Origin of the sequence: Mesorhizobium sp. M0491, assembly GCF_040321265.1 — a bacterium.
GTDB lineage: Bacteria > Pseudomonadota > Alphaproteobacteria > Rhizobiales > Rhizobiaceae > Mesorhizobium.
Genome location: NZ_JAMYRE010000015.1, coordinates 131,956 through 149,144, shown reverse-complemented (window position 1 = coordinate 149,144; position 17,189 = coordinate 131,956). Strand labels below are relative to the sequence as shown.

The following is a 17,189-nucleotide window of genomic DNA, read 5'->3' as shown; positions in this document are numbered from 1 at the left end:
CAACAAGCATCAAATGGGCGGAGGCAACAGCCTCCTGCCCGAAAGCTCAGCCCTGGCGTGCCTTGTAGCGCGGGGCGGTCTTATTGATGATGTAGACGCGGCCCTTGCGGCGAACCAGCTGGTTGTCGCGGTGACGCGCCTTCAGCGCCTTGAGCGAATTCTTGATCTTCATGGTCTTGCCTGTCGGTGTGGACCCGGTCCGGGTCGAAATTTTAAGGCGCGCCAGAAGACGCGCCTTTGAACTGTGGGTGGCTCATAAACGAGGAGCCTTGTCCCTGTCAACCGCAAGCGTGCTCCATTGCGGCTGTGAATCATCCCTGTCATCAATTATCCGCCATATCGGCCTGGCGCATTGCGCGGCCCCGGGCCGGCTGGGATGATGCGGTCGCCGTGAAGTGATTTGGAGAGAACCATGCGCCGAATGTTCCTGTCCGCCTGCCTTGTCCTGCTGGCGGCAGCTTCGGTTGCGCGCGCGCAGGAATGCGACCGCAGCGACGATAGCCAGCAGATGATGAAGATCTGTGCCGGCGAAGACTATCAGGCCGCCGACGCTAGGCTCAACAAGGCCTATCAAAACCTCACCAGCTCGGATGATGCCGGCGGCAAGAGATTGCTGCAGGTGGCGCAACGCGCCTGGATCGCTTTTCGCGATGCCGAGTGCGCGCATTCCACTGCCGCCAGCGACGGCGGATCGATCCATGCGATGGAAGTCTCGCAATGCCTGACCAGATTGACCAATGATCGCGTCAAGCAGCTCGCTGCCGCGGCCAATTGCGAGGAAGCCGATGTGAGTTGCGCCAATCCAGGCGAGGACGAGAGCGACGACGTGCAGTAGGCAACCTTATGAGGCGCGACGGCTGATCCGAGTGAAATGGCCCATCTTGCGGCCGGGCCGCGCTTCGGCCTTGCCGTAGAGATGCAGCATCAGATCGGGCTCGGCGAGAAGCTCAGGGATGCGCAGCACATCGTCGCCGATCAGGTTCTCCATCACGCAGTCGGAGTGGCGGTCCGGGCTGCCGAGCGGCAGGCCGGCGATGGCGCGGATATGCTGCTCGAACTGCGAAACGATACAGGCGGCTTCCGTCCAATGGCCGGAATTGTGCACGCGCGGCGCGATCTCGTTGGCCAGCAGCGAGCCGTCCGCCAGTACGAAGAACTCGACACCGATGACGCCGACATAGTCCAGCGCCGACAGGACCTTCGATGCCGCCGTTCGTGCGGCTTGCGCCGTTTCGAGCCTTACGCGGGCCGGTAAGGTTGACGTATGGAGAATGCCGTTGCGGTGGATATTCTCGGCCGGATCGTAGGCGACGACCGCGCCGTCCAGCCCGCGCGCCGCGATCACCGAGATCTCGCGCTCGAACGGCACGAAGGACTCCAGAATCAGCGGCACATTGCCCATCGCCTCGCAGGTGCCGGCAAACCCGCCGGTTTCCATGTTGCGGAAGACGCGCTGGCCCTTGCCGTCATAGCCCATGCGGCGCGTCTTCAGGATGCCGCTGCCGTCGAACGCCTTCAGCGCCGTCGTCAGTTGGTCATCATTGTCGACGGCGTGGAAATTCGCGGTGGCGATGCCGATGCCGTTGAGGAATGTCTTTTCGCTCACCCGGTCCTGCGCCACTTCCAGCGCGCGCGCCGGCGGATAGACCGGAACCTTGGCGGCCAGCGCGCTGGCCGCCCCGACCGGAACGTTCTCGAACTCGTAGGTGACGACGGAACTCGACGCTGCCAGTTCGGCAAGGGCAGCCTTGTCGTCATAGGCGGCTGTTATCTGACGGTTGGCGACCTGCGCGGCGGGGCAGTCCGCTTGCGGCTCCAGCACCACGGTGCGGTAGCCGAGGCGGGCGGCTGATATCGCCAGCATGCGGCCGAGCTGGCCGCCGCCAATGATGCCGATCGTCGATCCGGCGGGCAGGCTCACGGCGTATCCGTCGGTTCGGCAGCGACCTTGGCGGTCTGCGCGGCGCGCCAGGCATCGAGACGGACGGCAAGGCTGTCATCGTTCAGCGCCAGCACGGCAGCGGCCAGAAGGGCTGCGTTGGCGGCGCCGGCCTTGCCGATGGCTAGCGTTCCCACCGGAATGCCGGCCGGCATCTGGACAATGGACAGCAGCGAATCCTGCCCGGACAGCGCCTTCGATTCCACCGGCACGCCGAACACCGGCAGCGGCGTCATCGCCGCCGTCATGCCGGGCAGGTGCGCCGCACCGCCGGCGCCGGCGATGATCACCTTGTAACCGGCCGCCTTGGCGCCTTTGGCGAAATCATAGAGCCGGTCCGGTGTGCGATGCGCGGAGATGATCAGCCGCTTGTGCGGGATGCCCAGTGCCTCCAGCGTTTCTGCGGCGTGGCGCATCGTCGCCCAGTCGGACTGGCTGCCCATGATGATGGCGACGTCGGCGCGTTGATCGTCCAAGTCCGTGTTCCCCGGAGACAAAGGCGCGCCTTAGCGGAATTCGAGCCAAGCCGCAAGGATAGGCGGCCGCCGCTTCGGTCCGGCAAGACGGAAACCAGCCGGTCAGATGCCGTCGCGCTCGGCCTCTGGTGTCGAGACCAGCAACGCCGAAGCCGCGTTGGCAGCGGTGACCGCCGCGTGCATGGTCTCTCCTCGGGCAAGCCCCGCGGCCAGCGCGCCAACGAATTCATCGCCGGCGCCATGCGTGCTGGCGACCTTGACCGGGATGGCGGACAGAGCAAAGGCCTCGCCGCTCCGATCGCAACAGGCGACGCCCTCGCCGCCCGCCGTGACAATTGCCACCGGATAAAGATCGGCCAGCAGCCGTGCGGCTTGCGCGGCCCCGTCCAGCGTCTCGACCACTGCTGTGCCAGCCAGGAATTCCGCCTCGATTGCGTTGACCACCAATATGTCGACCAGGGCGATCAACTCGTCGGAGAGTTTGCGCGCGGGGGCCGCGTTGAGCACGACGCGGCCGCCCCGTGCTTTGACGGCGCGTGCGGCGGCAATGTTGCCGGCTTCCGGCACTTCGTTCTGTAACAAAAGCACTGCCGTTTGGGCCATCACATCGGAAGCAGAGGCAATGTCGGCATGGCCCAGTGTCAGATTGCTGCCTGAGACGATCACCGCGCCATAGTCGCCGCCCGCGTCGAAGATCGCCACGCTCATGCCGGAGCTGGCGCCAGCGGCCACCCGCACGAAGCGGTGGTCGACCACCGCGCGATCGAGATTGGCCAGCAACGCCCACCCGAAATCATCGTCGCCGACGGCGCCGATCATCGCCGCGCGCACGCCGGCCCGCGCCGCCGAAACAGCCTGGTTGCCGCCCTTGCCGCCGCATTTCGGGTGCCAGGCATGGCCGGTCACCGTCTCGCCCTTGCGTGGGCGGTCGGGCGCGTCGACCATGATGTCGTAGTGCAAGCTGCCGAACACGGTGACCAGCGGCGTTGTCGTCATGAGCCCCGGTCTTTTCGTTTCGATGTCACCGCCGACATGGTGCGGCCGAGGTTGCGCTCCGCCGCCTGATAATCGCGCTGCGCCACCGCCACGAACAGCGCGTCGAGGATGTTGAGCTGGGCAATGCGGGCCGCCGCATTTTCGCCCATCAGCGGCGAACCCTGCGCGGTCGAGCAAAGCACGATGTCGGCGACCGCAGCCAGCGGCGAGTTGTCGTAATTGGTGATGGCCAGCGTGCGGGCACCGTTCTTGCGGGCCAGCTGGATGGCGTCGATGACGGCCGACGTGTTGCCCGAATGCGAGAAGCCGACGGCGATGTCGTCGCCGCCGAGCAGCGAGGCCGACATCAGCATCATATGCGAATCGTCATAGACCGATGCGCGGATGCCGATGCGCAGAAACTTGTGCGAGACATCGCGGGCGATCTGCGCCGAGCCGCCGACGCCATAGAAATCCCGGTTCTTGGCACGGAAGAGCAGCTCGGCGGCGCGGTCGAAATCCTCGATGTCGAGGATTGCCAGCGTTTCCTCCAGCGCCTGGATGGAGGTGCGGAACACCTTCTGCACGATCTCGGCCGAACTGTCGTCGGACGACAGTTCCTGGTGCATCTCGGCGGTCGGCAGGCGACTGTATTCATAGACGGCGGTGCGGAAGTCGCGATAGCCGGAAAAGCCGAGCTTCTTGGCGATCTTGACCACCATCGCCTCGGACACGCCGGACTCTTCGGCGATCTGCTTCAGCGGAATGCTCTCATCGAAGCCGCGCCGGCCGAAGACGGTTTCCACCACCTTCGCCTCCAACGGGGTGAGATGCGGCATCATCATGCGGATGCGCGGTCCTACCGCTTTCAGGTCCAGCCCGCTCAAGGTCATCCACGCCCCCTCGTCACGCGATCGATAAGCATCGCGGCGAGGATTATAAGACCAGTTGCCAGAAGCTGATAGAAGGACTGGACGTTCATCAGCGTCAAACCGTTGCGCATGGCGCCGAGGATGATAGCGCCCAGGATGGTTCCGACGATGCTGCCCTTGCCGCCCATCAGCGAGGCGCCGCCGATGGCGGCAGCCGCGATGGCGTCGAGTTCCCAGAGATTGCCGAGGATGGGCTCGGCGGCGCCGAGCCGGCCGATCAGGATCTGCGCGGCAAGCGCCGCCAGCAGGCCCGAGATCATGTAGGCGGCGATCTTGGTGCGGGCAATCGGCACGCCGGCGATGTAGGCCGCCTCCTCGTTGCCGCCGACGGCAAGCAGATATTCGCCGAAGGGCGTCTTCTTCAAAACGACCCAGGCGACGACAGCCACGCAGGCGACGATGACGACCGCCAGAGGCAGTCCAAACAGCGATCCGTTGAAGATGGCGCGGAACCCCGCGGGCAGGCCCAGAACCGGATTGCCGCCGGTGTAGATCAGTGCCAGCGCCCGGTAGGTGCTGAGCGTCCCCAATGTGACGATGAAGGGCTGCAGCCCGACATACGCGACGAGCACGCCGTTGACGAGGCCGCAGGCAAGGCCAATGGCGAAGCCGGCGGCGATGGCCAGCGGAAACGGCACGCCGGCGACCATCATAGAGGCCGAGATGACGGCCGAGAGTGCCGCCGTCGGCCCGACCGACAGGTCGATGCCACCGGAGATGATGACCAGCGTCATGCCCAGCGCCAGACAGGCATTGATGCTCGACTGCTGCAGGATGTTGATCAGGTTGCGCTCGGCGAAGAAGCCAGGCACCAGCGCGCCGAATACTGCCAGGATCACGACAAGGCCGATCAGCGTGCCGGCGTCGCGCATGGAAACGCCGCGCAGGAATTCGGCGCGTGGCCGCACCAGAGTGGTATCCGACATATCCGTCACCTCTGCCTTGCCTGTTACGCGGCCGGCGTTTGCGTTTGCGGGATGGCGTGCGCCGCGATCGCCTGTTCGCTGATATCGTCTCTGTGGAGTTCGGCCGCGATCGTGCCGTCGCGCATGACCAGCACGCGGTCGGCAAGCCGGATCACTTCGGGGAGCTCGGAGGAGACGACGATCACGGCATGGCCCTCGGCGGCGAGTTCCTCGATCAGATGATAGATCTCCGCCTTGGCGCCGACATCGATGCCGCGCGTCGGTTCGTCGAACAAGAGGATGCGGGTTCCCGCCGCCAGCCAGCGGCTGATGATCGCCTTCTGCTGGTTGCCGCCGCTGAACAGGCGAATCGGCCGGTCGAGCAGAAACGGCCGCAGGTTGACACGGCTCATCTTCTCGACGGCCACGTGTTTCAACCTGGCGTGATCGATGAGACCGCGCGGCGCGAACACGGCCATCGAGGCGAGCGCCATATTGCAGGTGATCGAGCGCAGCGGCACGATGCCTTCGCGTTTGCGCTCCTCCGGCACCAGTCCGACGCCGGCGGCAATCGCATCGCGCGGGCTGGCGAAGCGCGCCGCCTTGCCGTCGATTGCAATCGTCCCGGCCGTGGCGCGATCGGCGCCGGCCAAGAGCCGCAAAAGTTCAGTGCGGCCGGAACCGACCAGGCCGGCAATGCCCAGCACCTCGCCGCAATGCAGATTGAACGACACGTTGCGCACCTTCGTCGCCGAAGAGAGGCCACGCGCGCTCAGCATGACCTTGTTCGTGGCATGGGAATTATGGTGTTCCCGCGCCAGTTCGCGGCCGACCATCATCGCCACGACCGCTTTCTCCGACAGGTCTTTCAGATCGACGGAATCGACGACGACGCCATCGCGCATGATGGTGGCGCGCCGGCAGATGCCGAACACCTCATCCAGCTTGTGCGAGACATAGACGACGGCGACGCCATCGCGCGCCAAACCTGTAATGACTTCGGCGAGCCGTTCGAATTCGCTCGGCGTCAGGCTCGATGTCGGCTCGTCCATGGCGACGATGCGGGCGCGATCGAGCAGCGCGCGAGCGATCTCGACGATCTGCCGCTGCGCCACCTTCAGGGTACCAAGGGGTGCCGCCGGATCGATGGAGGGATCAATGGCCGCAAGAGCATCCGCAGCACGGCGCTCTTGCTCGCGCCGGGCGACGAAGATACCGCCGCGCGTCAGCGGATGGCCGAGGAACATGTTCTGGGCGACGCTGAGGCGCGGTACCTGCTGCAATTCCTGATGGATCATGGCGACGCCCGCAGCGCGTGCGGCGACCGGGTTGGCGAGTGTAACCGGCTTGCCGTCGATGAGGATGCTTCCCGCTGTCGGCCTGTAGACGCCAGACAGGACGCGCAGCAGCGTCGACTTGCCGGCGCCGTTTTCGCCGAGCAGGCCGTGGATTTCACCGGCCCCGACCGAGAGTGACACCTCGTGGAGCGCCCGTACGGCCGGAAACAGCTTGGAAATGCCCTTGAATTGCAGCCGGGGTGACATCGGGTTCTATCTCCGGGCAAGAGTGCCGGCCGGCAGCGAATTGCTCTGGCCGGCACCCGCCGATTAGCCTTATTGGCCCGCTGCCGCGTCCTCGAGCAGGGCCTTGCGCGCGCCGGTGCCGGAATAGCGGTCGGCATTGTCCTTGGTGATCAGCGCCTGCGGCGTGGCGACAACGCGCGGCAGCTTCTGTCCCGCGACGAGACGCAGAGCTGTTTCCAACGCCACTTCGCCAGTCAGCACCGGGAAACTGTCGACCGTGCCGGTCAGTTCGCCGGCGCGGATCGAGGCATAGGCGTCGGAAATGCCGTCGGTGCCGAAGACCGCAACCTTGTCCTGCAGGCCGGCGGCCTTGACAGCCTCGACGATGCCCAGCGCCATGCCGTCATTGTTGGCATAGAAGCCGATCAGGTCGGGGTGCTGCTGTAGGATGTTGGTGGCCGCGTCATAGGAGGCTTGGCGGTCCCAGTTGCCGGGAACGCTGGCGACAACCTCGAAATTGCCCCCCTCGGTGATGGTCGACTTGAAGCCGTCGGTGCGCTGCACGGCGGCATAGACGCCAGCCTGACCTTCGACGATGGCGACCTTGCCGCCATTCGGACGATTCTTGATGAACCATTTGGCGACGCGCACGCCATTGTCGCGTTGGACATTGCCGACATAATGCTCGGCCTGCGGGATGACGGCGTCATTGACGTTGACCACCGGCACGTTGGCGGCCTTGGCCTGCTCCATGATCGGCTGCAGATTGGCATCCGTCTGCGGCGAGACGAGCAGCACGTTGTAGCCCTGCGTCACCAGGCCTTCGGCGATGGTGAGCTGGCCGAGCTGGTCGCCCTCGCTCTGCGCTGCCTGATAGACGACGGGAACGCCGACCTTGGCGCCGAATGCCGTGTAGCCCTCGCCCAGCGAGCGCCAGTATTCATTGGTCAGCGTCTTGGAGACCGCGCCTGCCTTGGTGCCTTCGGGCAGCTTGGGGAACGCGCCGAATTTAGCCTCGACCTGCGACCAGTCGATGCGGTCCTTTTCCGTGTCGGAATTGAGCGGCGCGAGGTCGGCGGCAAAGGCAGAGCCGATCGAGAGCGCCATCAGTGCGGCGGTAGCGGTGGCAAGCAGAAGTTTCATTGTATTCCTCCCTGGTTGAAAACGGTGATGGCGCGGATGCCTCAGCTATCCGGCCCGAGCATGATTTCCTGGATGATGGCCTGCGACGTCACTGCGTCCTGGCTGTCCATGGCGGCGGACAGGCGATTGTCCTGCTCCAGCCGGTCGACGACGCGCAGCATGCGCTTGACGGTGGCGATGTTGACTTCGCACTCGCGCACCGGATCGAGCCCGGTCATATCGGGGAACGTGTCGAAATAGATGGCGCCGGCGTAACCGTCGCGGCGAATCTGCCTGAGCAGCTCGATGGTCTGCAGCGTGTGCACCGCGCCGACCATCAGGCCGTCGTCGCGCTTGGCGTAGCCGTCGTTCAGGTGCACGCCGAGCAGCTTGCTGTGACGCGCCACCAGGGCCGCGGCAAAGGCCGGCTGTTCGTCGGCGTAGAGCACATGAGCGAAATCGAGCGTGACGCCGAGATTGGGCAGGCCCACATCGCGGATCGCCAGCAAGGTCGTCGCCGCATCCGGCATCAGGCTGTAAGAGCGTGGTTCGTTCGGTTTGTATTCAAGGCTGATCTGACAGTCGGGATCATGTGTCGCAACTTCAAGAATCCCATCAATTTCGTGTTGCCAAAGCGTTGAATAGTCGGCCTGGAAGGCGTAGTCGAAGCCATCTTGGCCGAGCCACAGCGTCATCAGGCTGGCGCCGGCCTCACGCACGGCATCGATGCCGGCCTTGGTCAGGTCGATGGCCTCGCGGCGCACCGCCGGATCCGGATTGGTGAAGGCGCCGAGCTTGAAGGCGGGGTTGGAGTAGTAGCGCATGGCAAAGCCATTGATGGAAAGCCCGAGATCGCCCAGTTTCAGGGTGATTTCCGTGGGCTTTTCACCGACGTGGTCAGGAAAGTTGAGGTCGAGATCGGTAAGCCCCTCGACCTTGGCGGCGCGCGCCGCCATCTGCAGCAGCGACGGCTTGCCGGTAAGATCGGGCCACTCGGCCTGCGGTCGCGAGGCAAAGGAATTCAGGCGCGTGGCGAAACGGTTGGCTGTCATGAGCGATCCTTCATCGTCATAACTTCACATAAATATAGATATTTGTAAAGTTATTGTTGAAAAGTTGTGAAGCAGCCGCCAAGCTGGAACCGCCAAGGCGCGCAGAGGGAGCCGGCAGTTTCCTGGCCGGTGCCCTGGAGAGCCCGTCAGGGCAGGAGGCGCATGATGGCGCGTGCCGGTTACGGCCGACGCATTTCAGGTAGCGATTCGCCGGGTGTTCAATCTGGCCAGCGTAAGACGCCGGACGAATCCTTGCGGGCGACTTTCATCGCATCGGCCGGGCGGTCCTTGGCGGTCAATATGGCGCGCAGCCGTTCGGCGACGATCTCGGCCTCGCCGGGATGAAGATTGCAGGGGTCGAGGAAGAAATGGCCGCGCTCCACCTCGTGGTTGCGCACGATAATCGGCGGCGAGCCCGTCGCCAATGCCGAGGTGAGACCGGCCGCCGTGAACCGGCTTTCGGGCAGTACAAAAATCTGAAGCCGATCCAGAGGGTTGGCGGTCGGATCCGGGATGATCTGCGCGATGACGCCCGGCAGCCCGTGCAACGTGTCCTTCCACAGGTTGAGCGCGGCGTCTTCGCGGCGGCGGATGCCGGCATGGTCGCGCTTTTCCCAGGCTTCCAGTGCGGCCATGGTGCCGGCGATGCTTTCCTTGCCGACCTTCATGGCGCGGGCGACGCCGCGGTTCTGCAGATAAGCGGCGCGAACCAGATCCTTGCGGCCGGTGACGATGCCGCTGGTCGGCCCGCTCAGGAATTTGTGGCCGCTGTAGATGACAATGTCGGCGCCGCGCGCGAGGAAGTCGCGCAGATCATACTCTGAAGCCGCATCCACGATCACCGGGACACCCCTGGCGTGGCAGATCTCGCAGAATTCCTCCAGCGACAGCATGCCATACTGCACGGTGTGGTGCGCAACGACATAGAGGCCCGCCGCCGTGCGGTCGTTGATCGCGTCGCGCACATGATAGTCCTGCGTCACGCTGACCGTGCCGGCCGGCACGACCCTGGCGCCCGCCAGCCGGACCGACTGGTCGATCGGCGCACCATAGTTGACGATGTGGCCGAGCTGGACGATGACCTCCGACTTGAGACCTTCCGTGTTATCAGGCAGCCGCTCGATGGCGAGCAGATTGGTCCCCGTCATCGCACCGGCGATCGCCATGGTGATGCCGCTGGCGCAGCAGGCAGTGATGAAACCGGTTTCGCCGCCGGTCAGGCGCGCGACGATCGTGCTTGCGGCGCGTTGCAGGTCATCCATTTCCACCCATTGCGAGGCCATTTCCGCCATGGCGCTGATCGCTTCGGGGACAATGATCGACGCGCCGAGCGCGGTCATCGTGCCGGAGACATTGATGATCGGGCGAAGGCCGAGCCGTTCGCGGATGGTGGTGTTGGAGCCGTCTGTGGAAGTGGTTTTCATCTCTCGGATTCCATTCTTCTAAAGGTCAGGCGGCGATCTCGACAACCGCCTCGATTTCAACGGTGATGTTTCCAGGCAAGGAGCCGACGCCGATCGCCGAGCGGGCATGGCCGCCGATATTGTCGAACACATCGGCAAACAGGTCGGAACAGCCATTGACCACTTTCGGGTGGTCGCTGAAGGTCGGTATGGCGTTGACGAAGCCGAGCAGCTTGACGACGCGCACGATCCGGCCAAGGTCGCCGGTGGCTGCGTGCATGACGGCAAGCAGATTGAGGCCGGTGAGGCGGGCATGGCCATAAGCCTGCTCGACGGTGACATCGTCTCCTACCTTGCCGGTGAACAGTTTGCCATCGGTGCGCAGCGGTCCCTGGCCGGACAGGAAGATCAGCCGGCCGCTTTCGGCATGGGTGACGAAGTTGGCGATCGGGGTCGGCGGCTCGGGCAGCGTCAGGCCCAACGCGGCGAGCCGGATATAAGGCGTCATGAAAGAAGGCTCCTTAGGACAGCGTTCGCTGTCCCGTTCTAGAAATGCGAGGCGCGGAAGCGTGCCAGGAAGGTGCGCAGGCGCTCATTGTCGGTGTCGGCTGCCAGGATTTCGGCGGGTGGACCCGCCGCGCTGACGCCGCCATCGGCCATGAAGATGATGCGGCTCGAGGCATCTCGGGCAAAGGCCATTTCGTGCGTGACCATCACCATCGTCATGCCGTCCTCGGCCAGGCTGCGCACGACCTCAAGCACCTCGCCGACCAGTTCCGGGTCGAGCGCTGAGGTTATCTCGTCGAGAAGCAGGATCTTCGGCCCCATGGCCACTGCGCGGGCAATGCCGACGCGCTGCTGCTGGCCGCCGGACAGTTCGGCGGGCAGGCTGTCGGCCTTGTGGGCTAGACCGACCCGGCCGAGCCAGTGTTCGGCGATGGTGCGCGCTTCGGCGTTGCTCTTGCCGCGCACCTTGGTGAGGCCAAGCATGATGTTGCCGGCGGCTGTCAGGTGCGGAAAGAGGTTGAAGCTCTGGAACACCATGCCGGTCTCGGCGCGCATCGCGGCGAGATCGCGTTCGCTGCGACGCTGGCGGGTTCCGGCTTCGCGAAAGCCGACCTCCTTGCCGTCGATGCGAATCGAACCACTGTCATAGCTTTCGAGAAAGTTGACGCAACGCAGCAGCGTGGTTTTGCCGCTGCCGGAGGGGCCGATGACCGTCACCACCTCCCCCTTCGCCACCTGCAGGCTGACCGAACGCAGGACCTGGACGGTCCCAAAGGCTTTGGAAACGTCCAGGACGTCGAGAAGGGCCGGGGTGTTTTTCGGACTTGTGGACATTGCTATTCCCGGATGAAGGAGAAACGCCGCTCGAGCCGCCGGCTGGCGAGCGAAAGGGCATAGTTGACCGCGAAGTAGATGAGCGCGCCGAGAATATAGAGCGGCATGGCCTCGTAGGTGCGGCCGATGACCTGGTTGATGGCCTGCATCAGGTCGGTGATGCCGAGCAGCGATACCAGCGCGCTGCCCTTGACCGCATCGGTGACGCCGTTGATCCAGGGCGGCAGGAAGCGCCTGAACGCCTGTGGGAAAATGACGTAGGCGAGCCGCTGGCGAAAGGTGAGTCCGATCGCCATCGCCGCCTCGGACTGCCCTTTCGGAATGGAGCCGACAGCACCTCTGAAATATTCGACGACCTGGGCTGTCTTGAACAGGGTCAGCGCCAGCACGGCGGCCCAGAACGACGGCAGATGAAGCCCGACGGCCGGCAGTCCGTAATAGACAAAGAAGATGAGCACCAGGATCGGGATGCCGCGGATGGTGTCGCTGAAGATGCGCACGGCCCATTGCAACGGCACCGGGCCATAGACCAGACCGACGCCCATGATCACGCCGGCAATCAGCGAAAACACCACGACCAGCAGGGATACCCACAGTGTCAGCGCAAAGCCCTGGGCGAGGAAAGGCAAGGCATAGGCGATCTGGGTGAGCATGTCAGCGCGCCGCCCTGAACCGGCGCTCGACAAGCCGAAGCGCAAAAAGCAAGATGTAGCCGGTCACCAGATACATCGCCGTGACCACGAGATAGACCTCGACGATGCGGAAGGTGTTGAAGTTGATCCACTGGGCGCCATAGGTCAGTTCCGGCACCGAAATGACCGAGGCGACGGAGGTGTCCTTGAACAGCGATATGAAGGTGTTGGACAATGCCGGCAAGGTGATGCGCAGCATGGTCGGCAGGCGCACGTTGAGCAGCCTTTGCCAGGGCGTCAGGCCGATTGCCTTGCCGGCGTCCAGCTGTCCGCGCGGAACGGCTTCGAGCCCGGAGCGAAACACCTCGACCAGATAGGCGCCGCTATAGAGCGACAGCGTGACGACGAACGAGGTCGGCGCGCTGTAGGCGATGTCGACCACTGTCGGCAAGCCGTAGAAGACGAGGTAGACGAGCAGGATCAGTGGCACGTTGCGGATGAATTCGACGTAGGCGGCGATGATGGTGCGTACGATGCGTCCGGCAGACACGTACCAGACCGCCAAAACCAGGCCGATGACGGTGCCGATGGCGATCGATATGACGGCGAGCTCGAGACTGAGCAGCAGTCCGCCCCACAGCTTGTCGAAGTGCCGCCAGATCAGGTTGAAATTAAGGGCATAGCCCATGCGTCCGCCTCAGTGCCGCAGGCTTAGAGCAGTTCACCGTTTCACGGAAACGGCGACCCGCTCTAACTCCTTGTTTTGACGCAATTCCGGACGGAAAACCGTTTCACACTTTTCCTGGAATTGCTCTAGGGAGGTGGAAGGGCGCTGGATACGCCCTTCCGCCCGGCAGGTCAGATGGCTGGGAAGCCGGGATGGCGCGCCGGCGGCTCCTGTCCGAAATAGTCCTTGAAGGCGGCATCGTAGAGTGCGTTTTCGTGGCCGAACATGGCGATGGTGAAGGTCGCGTTGACGAAGGTCAGCCAGTCAAGGTCGCCTTGCCGGAGTGCCGCGCCATAAAGCATGCTCAGCCAGCTCTTGCCGGCGTCGAAATATCTGTCCGGATTGCGCGAGGCGAGCCAGCGCACCGTGGACAGATCGACGGCAGCGGCGTCGACGCGTTTCGATTCCAGTGCCTGCAGCACGTTGGCCTGGGTATCGATCTGCATGACCTGGCACTCGGGCAGCACCGAATGCACCTGCGCCTCGGCATCGACATTCTGCAGGATGGAGACGCGTGTCGCCGAGCCGCCGGCAAGCAGCTTGTCGAAGGTCTTGTTCTCGGCGGTCGGAAGGCTCAGCAGGGCGACGCCCTCGACGTAGTAAGGCCGGGAAAAATTGACCAGCTGCGAGCGCTGGGCGCTCATCGTCATGAACTGGATGGTGATGTCGACCTTGTTGGTGGTGACGTTGGGGATGCGCTGTGCCGGATCCTGCATCACGAACTCGACCTTGGTCGGATCGTCGAAAAGGCCCTTGGCAAGGATGCGCCCCATGGTGATGTCCATGCCGACGAGTTCGCCGGCATCGTTCTCGAAGTGCCACGGCGCATTGGTGCTGCCGGTGCCGACGATCAGCTTGCCGCGATCGAGCACGGTGCGCAGCAGGCTGTCGGGTGCTGCCTGGGCAGCGGCCTTTTGGGCATCGACGGTTACCGCCGCACCCACGACGCCGGCCGTGGCCAGTCCCGCCATTCCCAATTTCAGAAAATCACGTCTTCCGGATGTGTCGTTCACGGCGACCTCCTTTCGTTTGTGTTCCCCTTGCACAGGCAATACACGCGTCAGTGACGTCGAAGCGATTGTCTCTTACAAGAGACGCGTGTATCCTGTACAGGACAGATACTAACACCGGGAATCAACAATGCAAGATGGCAATGCCTCGGCACTTTCAGCCGGCGAGAAGATTTCGGGCTCCCGAGAAAAGGGGCTCAACCGGGTGCTCGAGATTCTGGAGTTTCTTCACACGACCCAGCGCGCGATCGGCATTGGCGACCTTGCCAAGGGCGTGAACGCGCCCCGCTCGACGACCTATACGCTTGTGCGGTCGCTGGTCGATGCGGGACTGCTGGAAATGCAAGGCGACGACAATCGCGTCTATTTCGGCAAGAAGCTTTATCTCTACGGAATGGACTATGTGCGGGGCAACGACCTGTTGAGGCGGGGGCGCCAGGAGGTCGACAATCTGTCGCGCGAGACCGGCGAGACTTCCGAACTGTGCATGCTGCAGAGCGGCCGCTATACGATCGTCCATGCGAGTCCCGGCACCAGGCCGTTCCGCATCAGTTCCGCCACCGGCTTGCAGATACCGCTGCCCTGGACAGCCTCGGGGCGGCTGCTTCTGGCGGGGCTGGAGAAGGCTGAGATCGAAGACATGGTGTCAAACGACGATCTCGTGCTGCCCGACGGGCGCAAACTGCGGCTCGACGATTTCGTCGCCGACATCGCAAAAGCGCGGATCACCGGCCATTGCGTCACTTCAGGCCTTGTCGATGCCTATACCAAGTGCCTTGCCGCGCCGGTGTTTTCAGCGCCGGGCAAGGTCGAGGCGACGATGTGCCTGGTGGTCCCCATCGATACATCCGAGGGGCGGACCGGCGAACTTATCGGCCTGCTGCGTGATCGTGCCGCGAAGCTTTCGATCGCCGTGTAGCGCGAGCGAGCGAACGCCAACTCACGCAATGATGTCGGGAATGATCTTGTCTTCCAGCGCCATCAGCCGGTCCTTCAGGAACAGCTTCTTCTTCTTCATGCGCTGAATCTGCAGCGGATCGCAGGCCATGGCGATCATCGCGTTGATGGCCGCATCGAAATCGGCGTGTTCCTGCTTCAGGCGGGAAAATTCTAGGCGAATATCGGCCTGTTCCTGATCGGACATTCTCTACCGTCTGCACGTCTGCGGCGCCCAAAACTGGGCCTGATTGGGCGGGACCGGGTGTTTTGTCACCGGCGTGCAGCCCATATCACATTTCAAGGTGTCGTGGAATGCTACCACGGATCATTCGACATCGCGGCCGGATGGTGGCACAGTGTCATTGTGCCGTCACAGAAGCGAACCTGCGGTGGACGCGCCGTGACGGTTGCAATCGAGGAAAACCATGAAAGGGAGAACCAATCATGTCTCTTGCATCCCATCTTGATGAGTTGCAGCGGAAACACGGCGACATCGAACGTGAAATCGATGACGCGATGAATCATCCATCGGTAGACGACCTCGAAATCGTGAATCTCAAGCGACGCAAGCTGGCACTCAAGGACGAGATTGAAAAACTAAGAGGCAAACCGACCACGCATTGATGCCCTCCTGACATAGCCGCCCCATATCCGCGGCCTCTTTTCCCGGCGGCACCCCGCCGCCGGCGTGGAGGGTTTTGATTTTCCAGCACCGGTCTGTCAGCCGAAGCTGGACTTGCACCCGGCTCAATCTCCGCTTCGGCCGTCGCCCGTTTCGCCAGATCATCGATTGTTTCTGGTCGCCGGCGGCGGGCGATTCCGGCCAGTGGCGACCTGTCGCCATTGACAAGCCATCTTTGCTCCTCCACCTCATGCCCGGACCTCAGCGCATCGGCCCGGGGCGTCGTTGTGCGTCCATGCAGGACACAAGATGCCCCAGAGACAAAAGGCTGCCGGCATGACCGGATATTTTTCCTCTCCTTTCCCCCGCCGCACGTCGGTCGGCGTCGATGTCGGCGGCGTGGTCGTCGGCGGCGGCGCGCCTGTCGTCGTCCAATCGATGACCAACACCGACACGGCCGATATCGACCAGACGGTTGCGCAGGTCGCAGCCCTCCACCGGGCCGGCTCCGAGATCGTGCGCATCACCGTCGATCGCGACGAGAGCGCCGCCGCCGTGCCGCGCATTCATGAGCGGCTTCAGCGGCTCGGCATCAACGTGCCGCTGGTCGGCGATTTCCACTATATCGGCCACAAGCTTTTGGCCGATCACCCGGCCTGCGCCGACGCGCTGGCCAAATATCGCATCAACCCCGGCAATGTCGGCTTCAAGGACAAGAAGGACCGGCAGTTCGCCGATATCGTCGAGATGGCGATCAGGCACGACAAGCCGGTGCGCATCGGTGTCAACTGGGGCTCGCTCGACCAGGAGCTTTTGACCCGGCTGATGGACGACAACCAGGACAAGGGTTTTCCGCTGACGGCGCAGGAGGTGATGCGCGAGGCGATCGTGCAGTCGGCGATCCTGTCGGCCGAGATGGCGGAAGAGATCGGCCTTGGCCGCGAAAAAATCATCCTGTCGGCCAAGGTCAGCGGCGTGCAGGACCTGATCGCCGTCTATACCGAACTCGCCACCCGCTCCAATCATGCGCTGCATCTCGGCCTGACCGAAGCCGGCATGGGCTCGAAGGGCATCGTCGCTTCGTCGGCCGCCATGGGCATCCTGCTCCAGCAAGGCATCGGCGACACCATCCGCATCTCGCTGACACCGGAGCCGAACGGCGACCGCACGCGCGAGGTGCAGGTGTCGCAGGAATTGCTGCAGACCATGGGGTTCAGGCAGTTCGTGCCGATTGTTGCCGCTTGCCCCGGTTGCGGCCGCACCACCTCCACCGTGTTCCAGGAACTCGCCCAGAACATCCAGGCCGATCTCAGGAAGAACATGCCCGTGTGGCGCGACAAATACCCCGGCGTCGAGAACCTCAAGGTCGCGGTGATGGGTTGCATCGTCAACGGCCCTGGCGAGTCCAAGCATGCCGATATCGGCATTTCGCTGCCCGGCACGGGCGAAATGCCGACGGCGCCTGTCTTCGTCGACGGCAAAAAGGCGGCGACGCTGCGCGGGCCGTCGATCGCCGCGGATTTCGAGAAAATGGTCGCCGACTATATCGAGCAACGGTTCGGTCGCGGCAAGGCCGCGGCCGAGTAGAACC

The 17,189-nt window shown here is 63.7% G+C and carries 20 protein-coding genes; 4 read left to right on the top strand and 16 right to left on the bottom strand.

Features of this window, described 5'->3' with window-relative positions:
* Positions 1-46: 46 nt before the first annotated feature.
* Complete coding sequence (ykgO, locus tag NKI69_RS20770) at positions 47-172, bottom strand: type B 50S ribosomal protein L36 (protein WP_006327841.1); 126 nt, start codon at positions 170-172, stop codon at positions 47-49.
* A gap of 240 nt (positions 173-412) precedes the next feature.
* Here ykgO and NKI69_RS20765 point away from each other — a divergent pair, with 240 nt between their 5' ends.
* A complete protein-coding gene (locus NKI69_RS20765) occupies positions 413-835 on the top strand; it encodes a lysozyme inhibitor LprI family protein (RefSeq protein ID WP_128306104.1) in 423 nt (140 codons plus the stop codon).
* A 6-nt stretch (positions 836-841) separates the two neighbouring features.
* Here NKI69_RS20765 and NKI69_RS20760 read toward each other — a convergent pair whose 3' ends face one another.
* The 14 genes from NKI69_RS20760 to NKI69_RS20695 form a co-directional block, all read right to left on the bottom strand.
* Complete coding sequence (locus NKI69_RS20760) at positions 842-1,921, bottom strand: 5-(carboxyamino)imidazole ribonucleotide synthase (RefSeq protein WP_352722455.1); 1,080 nt, start codon at positions 1,919-1,921, stop codon at positions 842-844.
* A complete protein-coding gene (gene purE / locus NKI69_RS20755) occupies positions 1,918-2,415 on the bottom strand; it encodes a 5-(carboxyamino)imidazole ribonucleotide mutase (RefSeq protein ID WP_023810926.1) in 498 nt (165 codons plus the stop codon). Before purE ends, NKI69_RS20760 begins: the two co-directional genes overlap by 4 nt.
* Before the next feature lie 102 nt (positions 2,416-2,517).
* Complete coding sequence (locus tag NKI69_RS20750; RefSeq protein WP_352722454.1) at positions 2,518-3,411, bottom strand: ribokinase; 894 nt, start codon at positions 3,409-3,411, stop codon at positions 2,518-2,520.
* Positions 3,408-4,283 (bottom strand): MurR/RpiR family transcriptional regulator, encoded by an 876-nt coding sequence (locus tag NKI69_RS20745; RefSeq protein ID WP_013529211.1) that lies wholly within the window; start codon positions 4,281-4,283, stop codon positions 3,408-3,410. The genes NKI69_RS20750 and NKI69_RS20745 overlap by 4 nt, the downstream gene beginning before the upstream one ends.
* On the bottom strand, positions 4,280-5,248 hold the full coding sequence (locus NKI69_RS20740; RefSeq protein WP_128305974.1) for an ABC transporter permease: 969 nt from the start codon (positions 5,246-5,248) through the stop codon (positions 4,280-4,282). Before NKI69_RS20740 ends, NKI69_RS20745 begins: the two co-directional genes overlap by 4 nt.
* A gap of 23 nt (positions 5,249-5,271) precedes the next feature.
* On the bottom strand, positions 5,272-6,771 hold the full coding sequence (locus tag NKI69_RS20735) for a sugar ABC transporter ATP-binding protein (RefSeq protein ID WP_352722452.1): 1,500 nt from the start codon (positions 6,769-6,771) through the stop codon (positions 5,272-5,274).
* 69 nt (positions 6,772-6,840) lie between these two features.
* A complete protein-coding gene (locus NKI69_RS20730) occupies positions 6,841-7,893 on the bottom strand; it encodes a sugar ABC transporter substrate-binding protein (RefSeq protein ID WP_352677376.1) in 1,053 nt (350 codons plus the stop codon).
* A 41-nt stretch (positions 7,894-7,934) separates the two neighbouring features.
* Positions 7,935-8,924 (bottom strand): TIM barrel protein, encoded by a 990-nt coding sequence (locus NKI69_RS20725; RefSeq protein WP_352722450.1) that lies wholly within the window; start codon positions 8,922-8,924, stop codon positions 7,935-7,937.
* A 218-nt stretch (positions 8,925-9,142) separates the two neighbouring features.
* The gene (locus tag NKI69_RS20720) at positions 9,143-10,348 is read right to left on the bottom strand and encodes an aminotransferase class V-fold PLP-dependent enzyme (RefSeq protein WP_128305970.1); all 1,206 of its coding nucleotides are present in this window, start codon (positions 10,346-10,348) and stop codon (positions 9,143-9,145) included.
* A gap of 25 nt (positions 10,349-10,373) precedes the next feature.
* Positions 10,374-10,835 (bottom strand): RidA family protein, encoded by a 462-nt coding sequence (locus NKI69_RS20715; RefSeq protein WP_128305969.1) that lies wholly within the window; start codon positions 10,833-10,835, stop codon positions 10,374-10,376.
* 38 nt (positions 10,836-10,873) lie between these two features.
* Entirely contained in the window at positions 10,874-11,668 is a 795-nt protein-coding gene (locus NKI69_RS20710; RefSeq protein WP_023810935.1) for an amino acid ABC transporter ATP-binding protein, read from the bottom strand.
* Between the two features lie 2 nt (positions 11,669-11,670).
* Positions 11,671-12,321: an amino acid ABC transporter permease gene (locus tag NKI69_RS20705; RefSeq protein ID WP_023810936.1), complete on the bottom strand. Its 651-nt coding sequence runs from the start codon at positions 12,319-12,321 to the stop codon at positions 11,671-11,673.
* Between the two features lies 1 nt (position 12,322).
* Positions 12,323-12,988 (bottom strand): amino acid ABC transporter permease, encoded by a 666-nt coding sequence (locus NKI69_RS20700; RefSeq protein ID WP_023810937.1) that lies wholly within the window; start codon positions 12,986-12,988, stop codon positions 12,323-12,325.
* Positions 12,989-13,158: 170 nt separating this feature from the next.
* A complete protein-coding gene (locus NKI69_RS20695) occupies positions 13,159-14,040 on the bottom strand; it encodes a transporter substrate-binding protein (protein ID WP_127319388.1) in 882 nt (293 codons plus the stop codon).
* A 127-nt stretch (positions 14,041-14,167) separates the two neighbouring features.
* Between NKI69_RS20695 and NKI69_RS20690 the strand changes: the two genes are divergently transcribed.
* The gene (locus NKI69_RS20690) at positions 14,168-14,956 is read left to right on the top strand and encodes an IclR family transcriptional regulator (protein WP_352722449.1); all 789 of its coding nucleotides are present in this window, start codon (positions 14,168-14,170) and stop codon (positions 14,954-14,956) included.
* Positions 14,957-14,977: 21 nt separating this feature from the next.
* Here the strand turns inward: NKI69_RS20690 and NKI69_RS20685 are convergent, their stop codons facing one another.
* Complete coding sequence (locus tag NKI69_RS20685; RefSeq protein WP_013529216.1) at positions 14,978-15,181, bottom strand: YdcH family protein; 204 nt, start codon at positions 15,179-15,181, stop codon at positions 14,978-14,980.
* 239 nt (positions 15,182-15,420) lie between these two features.
* Between NKI69_RS20685 and NKI69_RS20680 the strand changes: the two genes are divergently transcribed.
* Together NKI69_RS20680 and ispG are read left to right on the top strand one after the other, a co-directional pair.
* Positions 15,421-15,600: a YdcH family protein gene (locus NKI69_RS20680; protein WP_013529217.1), complete on the top strand. Its 180-nt coding sequence runs from the start codon at positions 15,421-15,423 to the stop codon at positions 15,598-15,600.
* 334 nt (positions 15,601-15,934) lie between these two features.
* Complete coding sequence (gene ispG / locus NKI69_RS20675) at positions 15,935-17,185, top strand: flavodoxin-dependent (E)-4-hydroxy-3-methylbut-2-enyl-diphosphate synthase (protein ID WP_352554517.1); 1,251 nt, start codon at positions 15,935-15,937, stop codon at positions 17,183-17,185.
* Positions 17,186-17,189 lie beyond the last annotated feature (4 nt).

What these genes read in the sequence shown, in the direction of transcription:
- ykgO (WP_006327841.1), bottom strand. Translation starts at nt 172, where the DNA reads ATGAAGATCAAGAATTCGCTCAAGGCGCTGAAGGCGCGTCACCGCGAC.
- NKI69_RS20765 (WP_128306104.1), top strand. Translation starts at nt 413, where the DNA reads ATGCGCCGAATGTTCCTGTCCGCCTGCCTTGTCCTGCTGGCGGCAGCT.
- NKI69_RS20750 (WP_352722454.1), bottom strand. Translation starts at nt 3,411, where the DNA reads ATGACGACAACGCCGCTGGTCACCGTGTTCGGCAGCTTGCACTACGAC.
- NKI69_RS20745 (WP_013529211.1), bottom strand. Translation starts at nt 4,283, where the DNA reads ATGACCTTGAGCGGGCTGGACCTGAAAGCGGTAGGACCGCGCATCCGC.
- NKI69_RS20740 (WP_128305974.1), bottom strand. Translation starts at nt 5,248, where the DNA reads ATGTCGGATACCACTCTGGTGCGGCCACGCGCCGAATTCCTGCGCGGC.
- NKI69_RS20735 (WP_352722452.1), bottom strand. Translation starts at nt 6,771, where the DNA reads ATGTCACCCCGGCTGCAATTCAAGGGCATTTCCAAGCTGTTTCCGGCC.
- NKI69_RS20730 (WP_352677376.1), bottom strand. Translation starts at nt 7,893, where the DNA reads ATGAAACTTCTGCTTGCCACCGCTACCGCCGCACTGATGGCGCTCTCG.
- NKI69_RS20725 (WP_352722450.1), bottom strand. Translation starts at nt 8,924, where the DNA reads ATGACAGCCAACCGTTTCGCCACGCGCCTGAATTCCTTTGCCTCGCGA.
- NKI69_RS20720 (WP_128305970.1), bottom strand. Translation starts at nt 10,348, where the DNA reads ATGAAAACCACTTCCACAGACGGCTCCAACACCACCATCCGCGAACGG.
- NKI69_RS20715 (WP_128305969.1), bottom strand. Translation starts at nt 10,835, where the DNA reads ATGACGCCTTATATCCGGCTCGCCGCGTTGGGCCTGACGCTGCCCGAG.
- NKI69_RS20710 (WP_023810935.1), bottom strand. Translation starts at nt 11,668, where the DNA reads ATGTCCACAAGTCCGAAAAACACCCCGGCCCTTCTCGACGTCCTGGAC.
- NKI69_RS20705 (WP_023810936.1), bottom strand. Translation starts at nt 12,321, where the DNA reads ATGCTCACCCAGATCGCCTATGCCTTGCCTTTCCTCGCCCAGGGCTTT.
- NKI69_RS20700 (WP_023810937.1), bottom strand. Translation starts at nt 12,988, where the DNA reads ATGGGCTATGCCCTTAATTTCAACCTGATCTGGCGGCACTTCGACAAG.
- NKI69_RS20690 (WP_352722449.1), top strand. Translation starts at nt 14,168, where the DNA reads ATGCAAGATGGCAATGCCTCGGCACTTTCAGCCGGCGAGAAGATTTCG.
- NKI69_RS20685 (WP_013529216.1), bottom strand. Translation starts at nt 15,181, where the DNA reads ATGTCCGATCAGGAACAGGCCGATATTCGCCTAGAATTTTCCCGCCTG.
- NKI69_RS20680 (WP_013529217.1), top strand. Translation starts at nt 15,421, where the DNA reads ATGTCTCTTGCATCCCATCTTGATGAGTTGCAGCGGAAACACGGCGAC.
- ispG (WP_352554517.1), top strand. Translation starts at nt 15,935, where the DNA reads ATGACCGGATATTTTTCCTCTCCTTTCCCCCGCCGCACGTCGGTCGGC.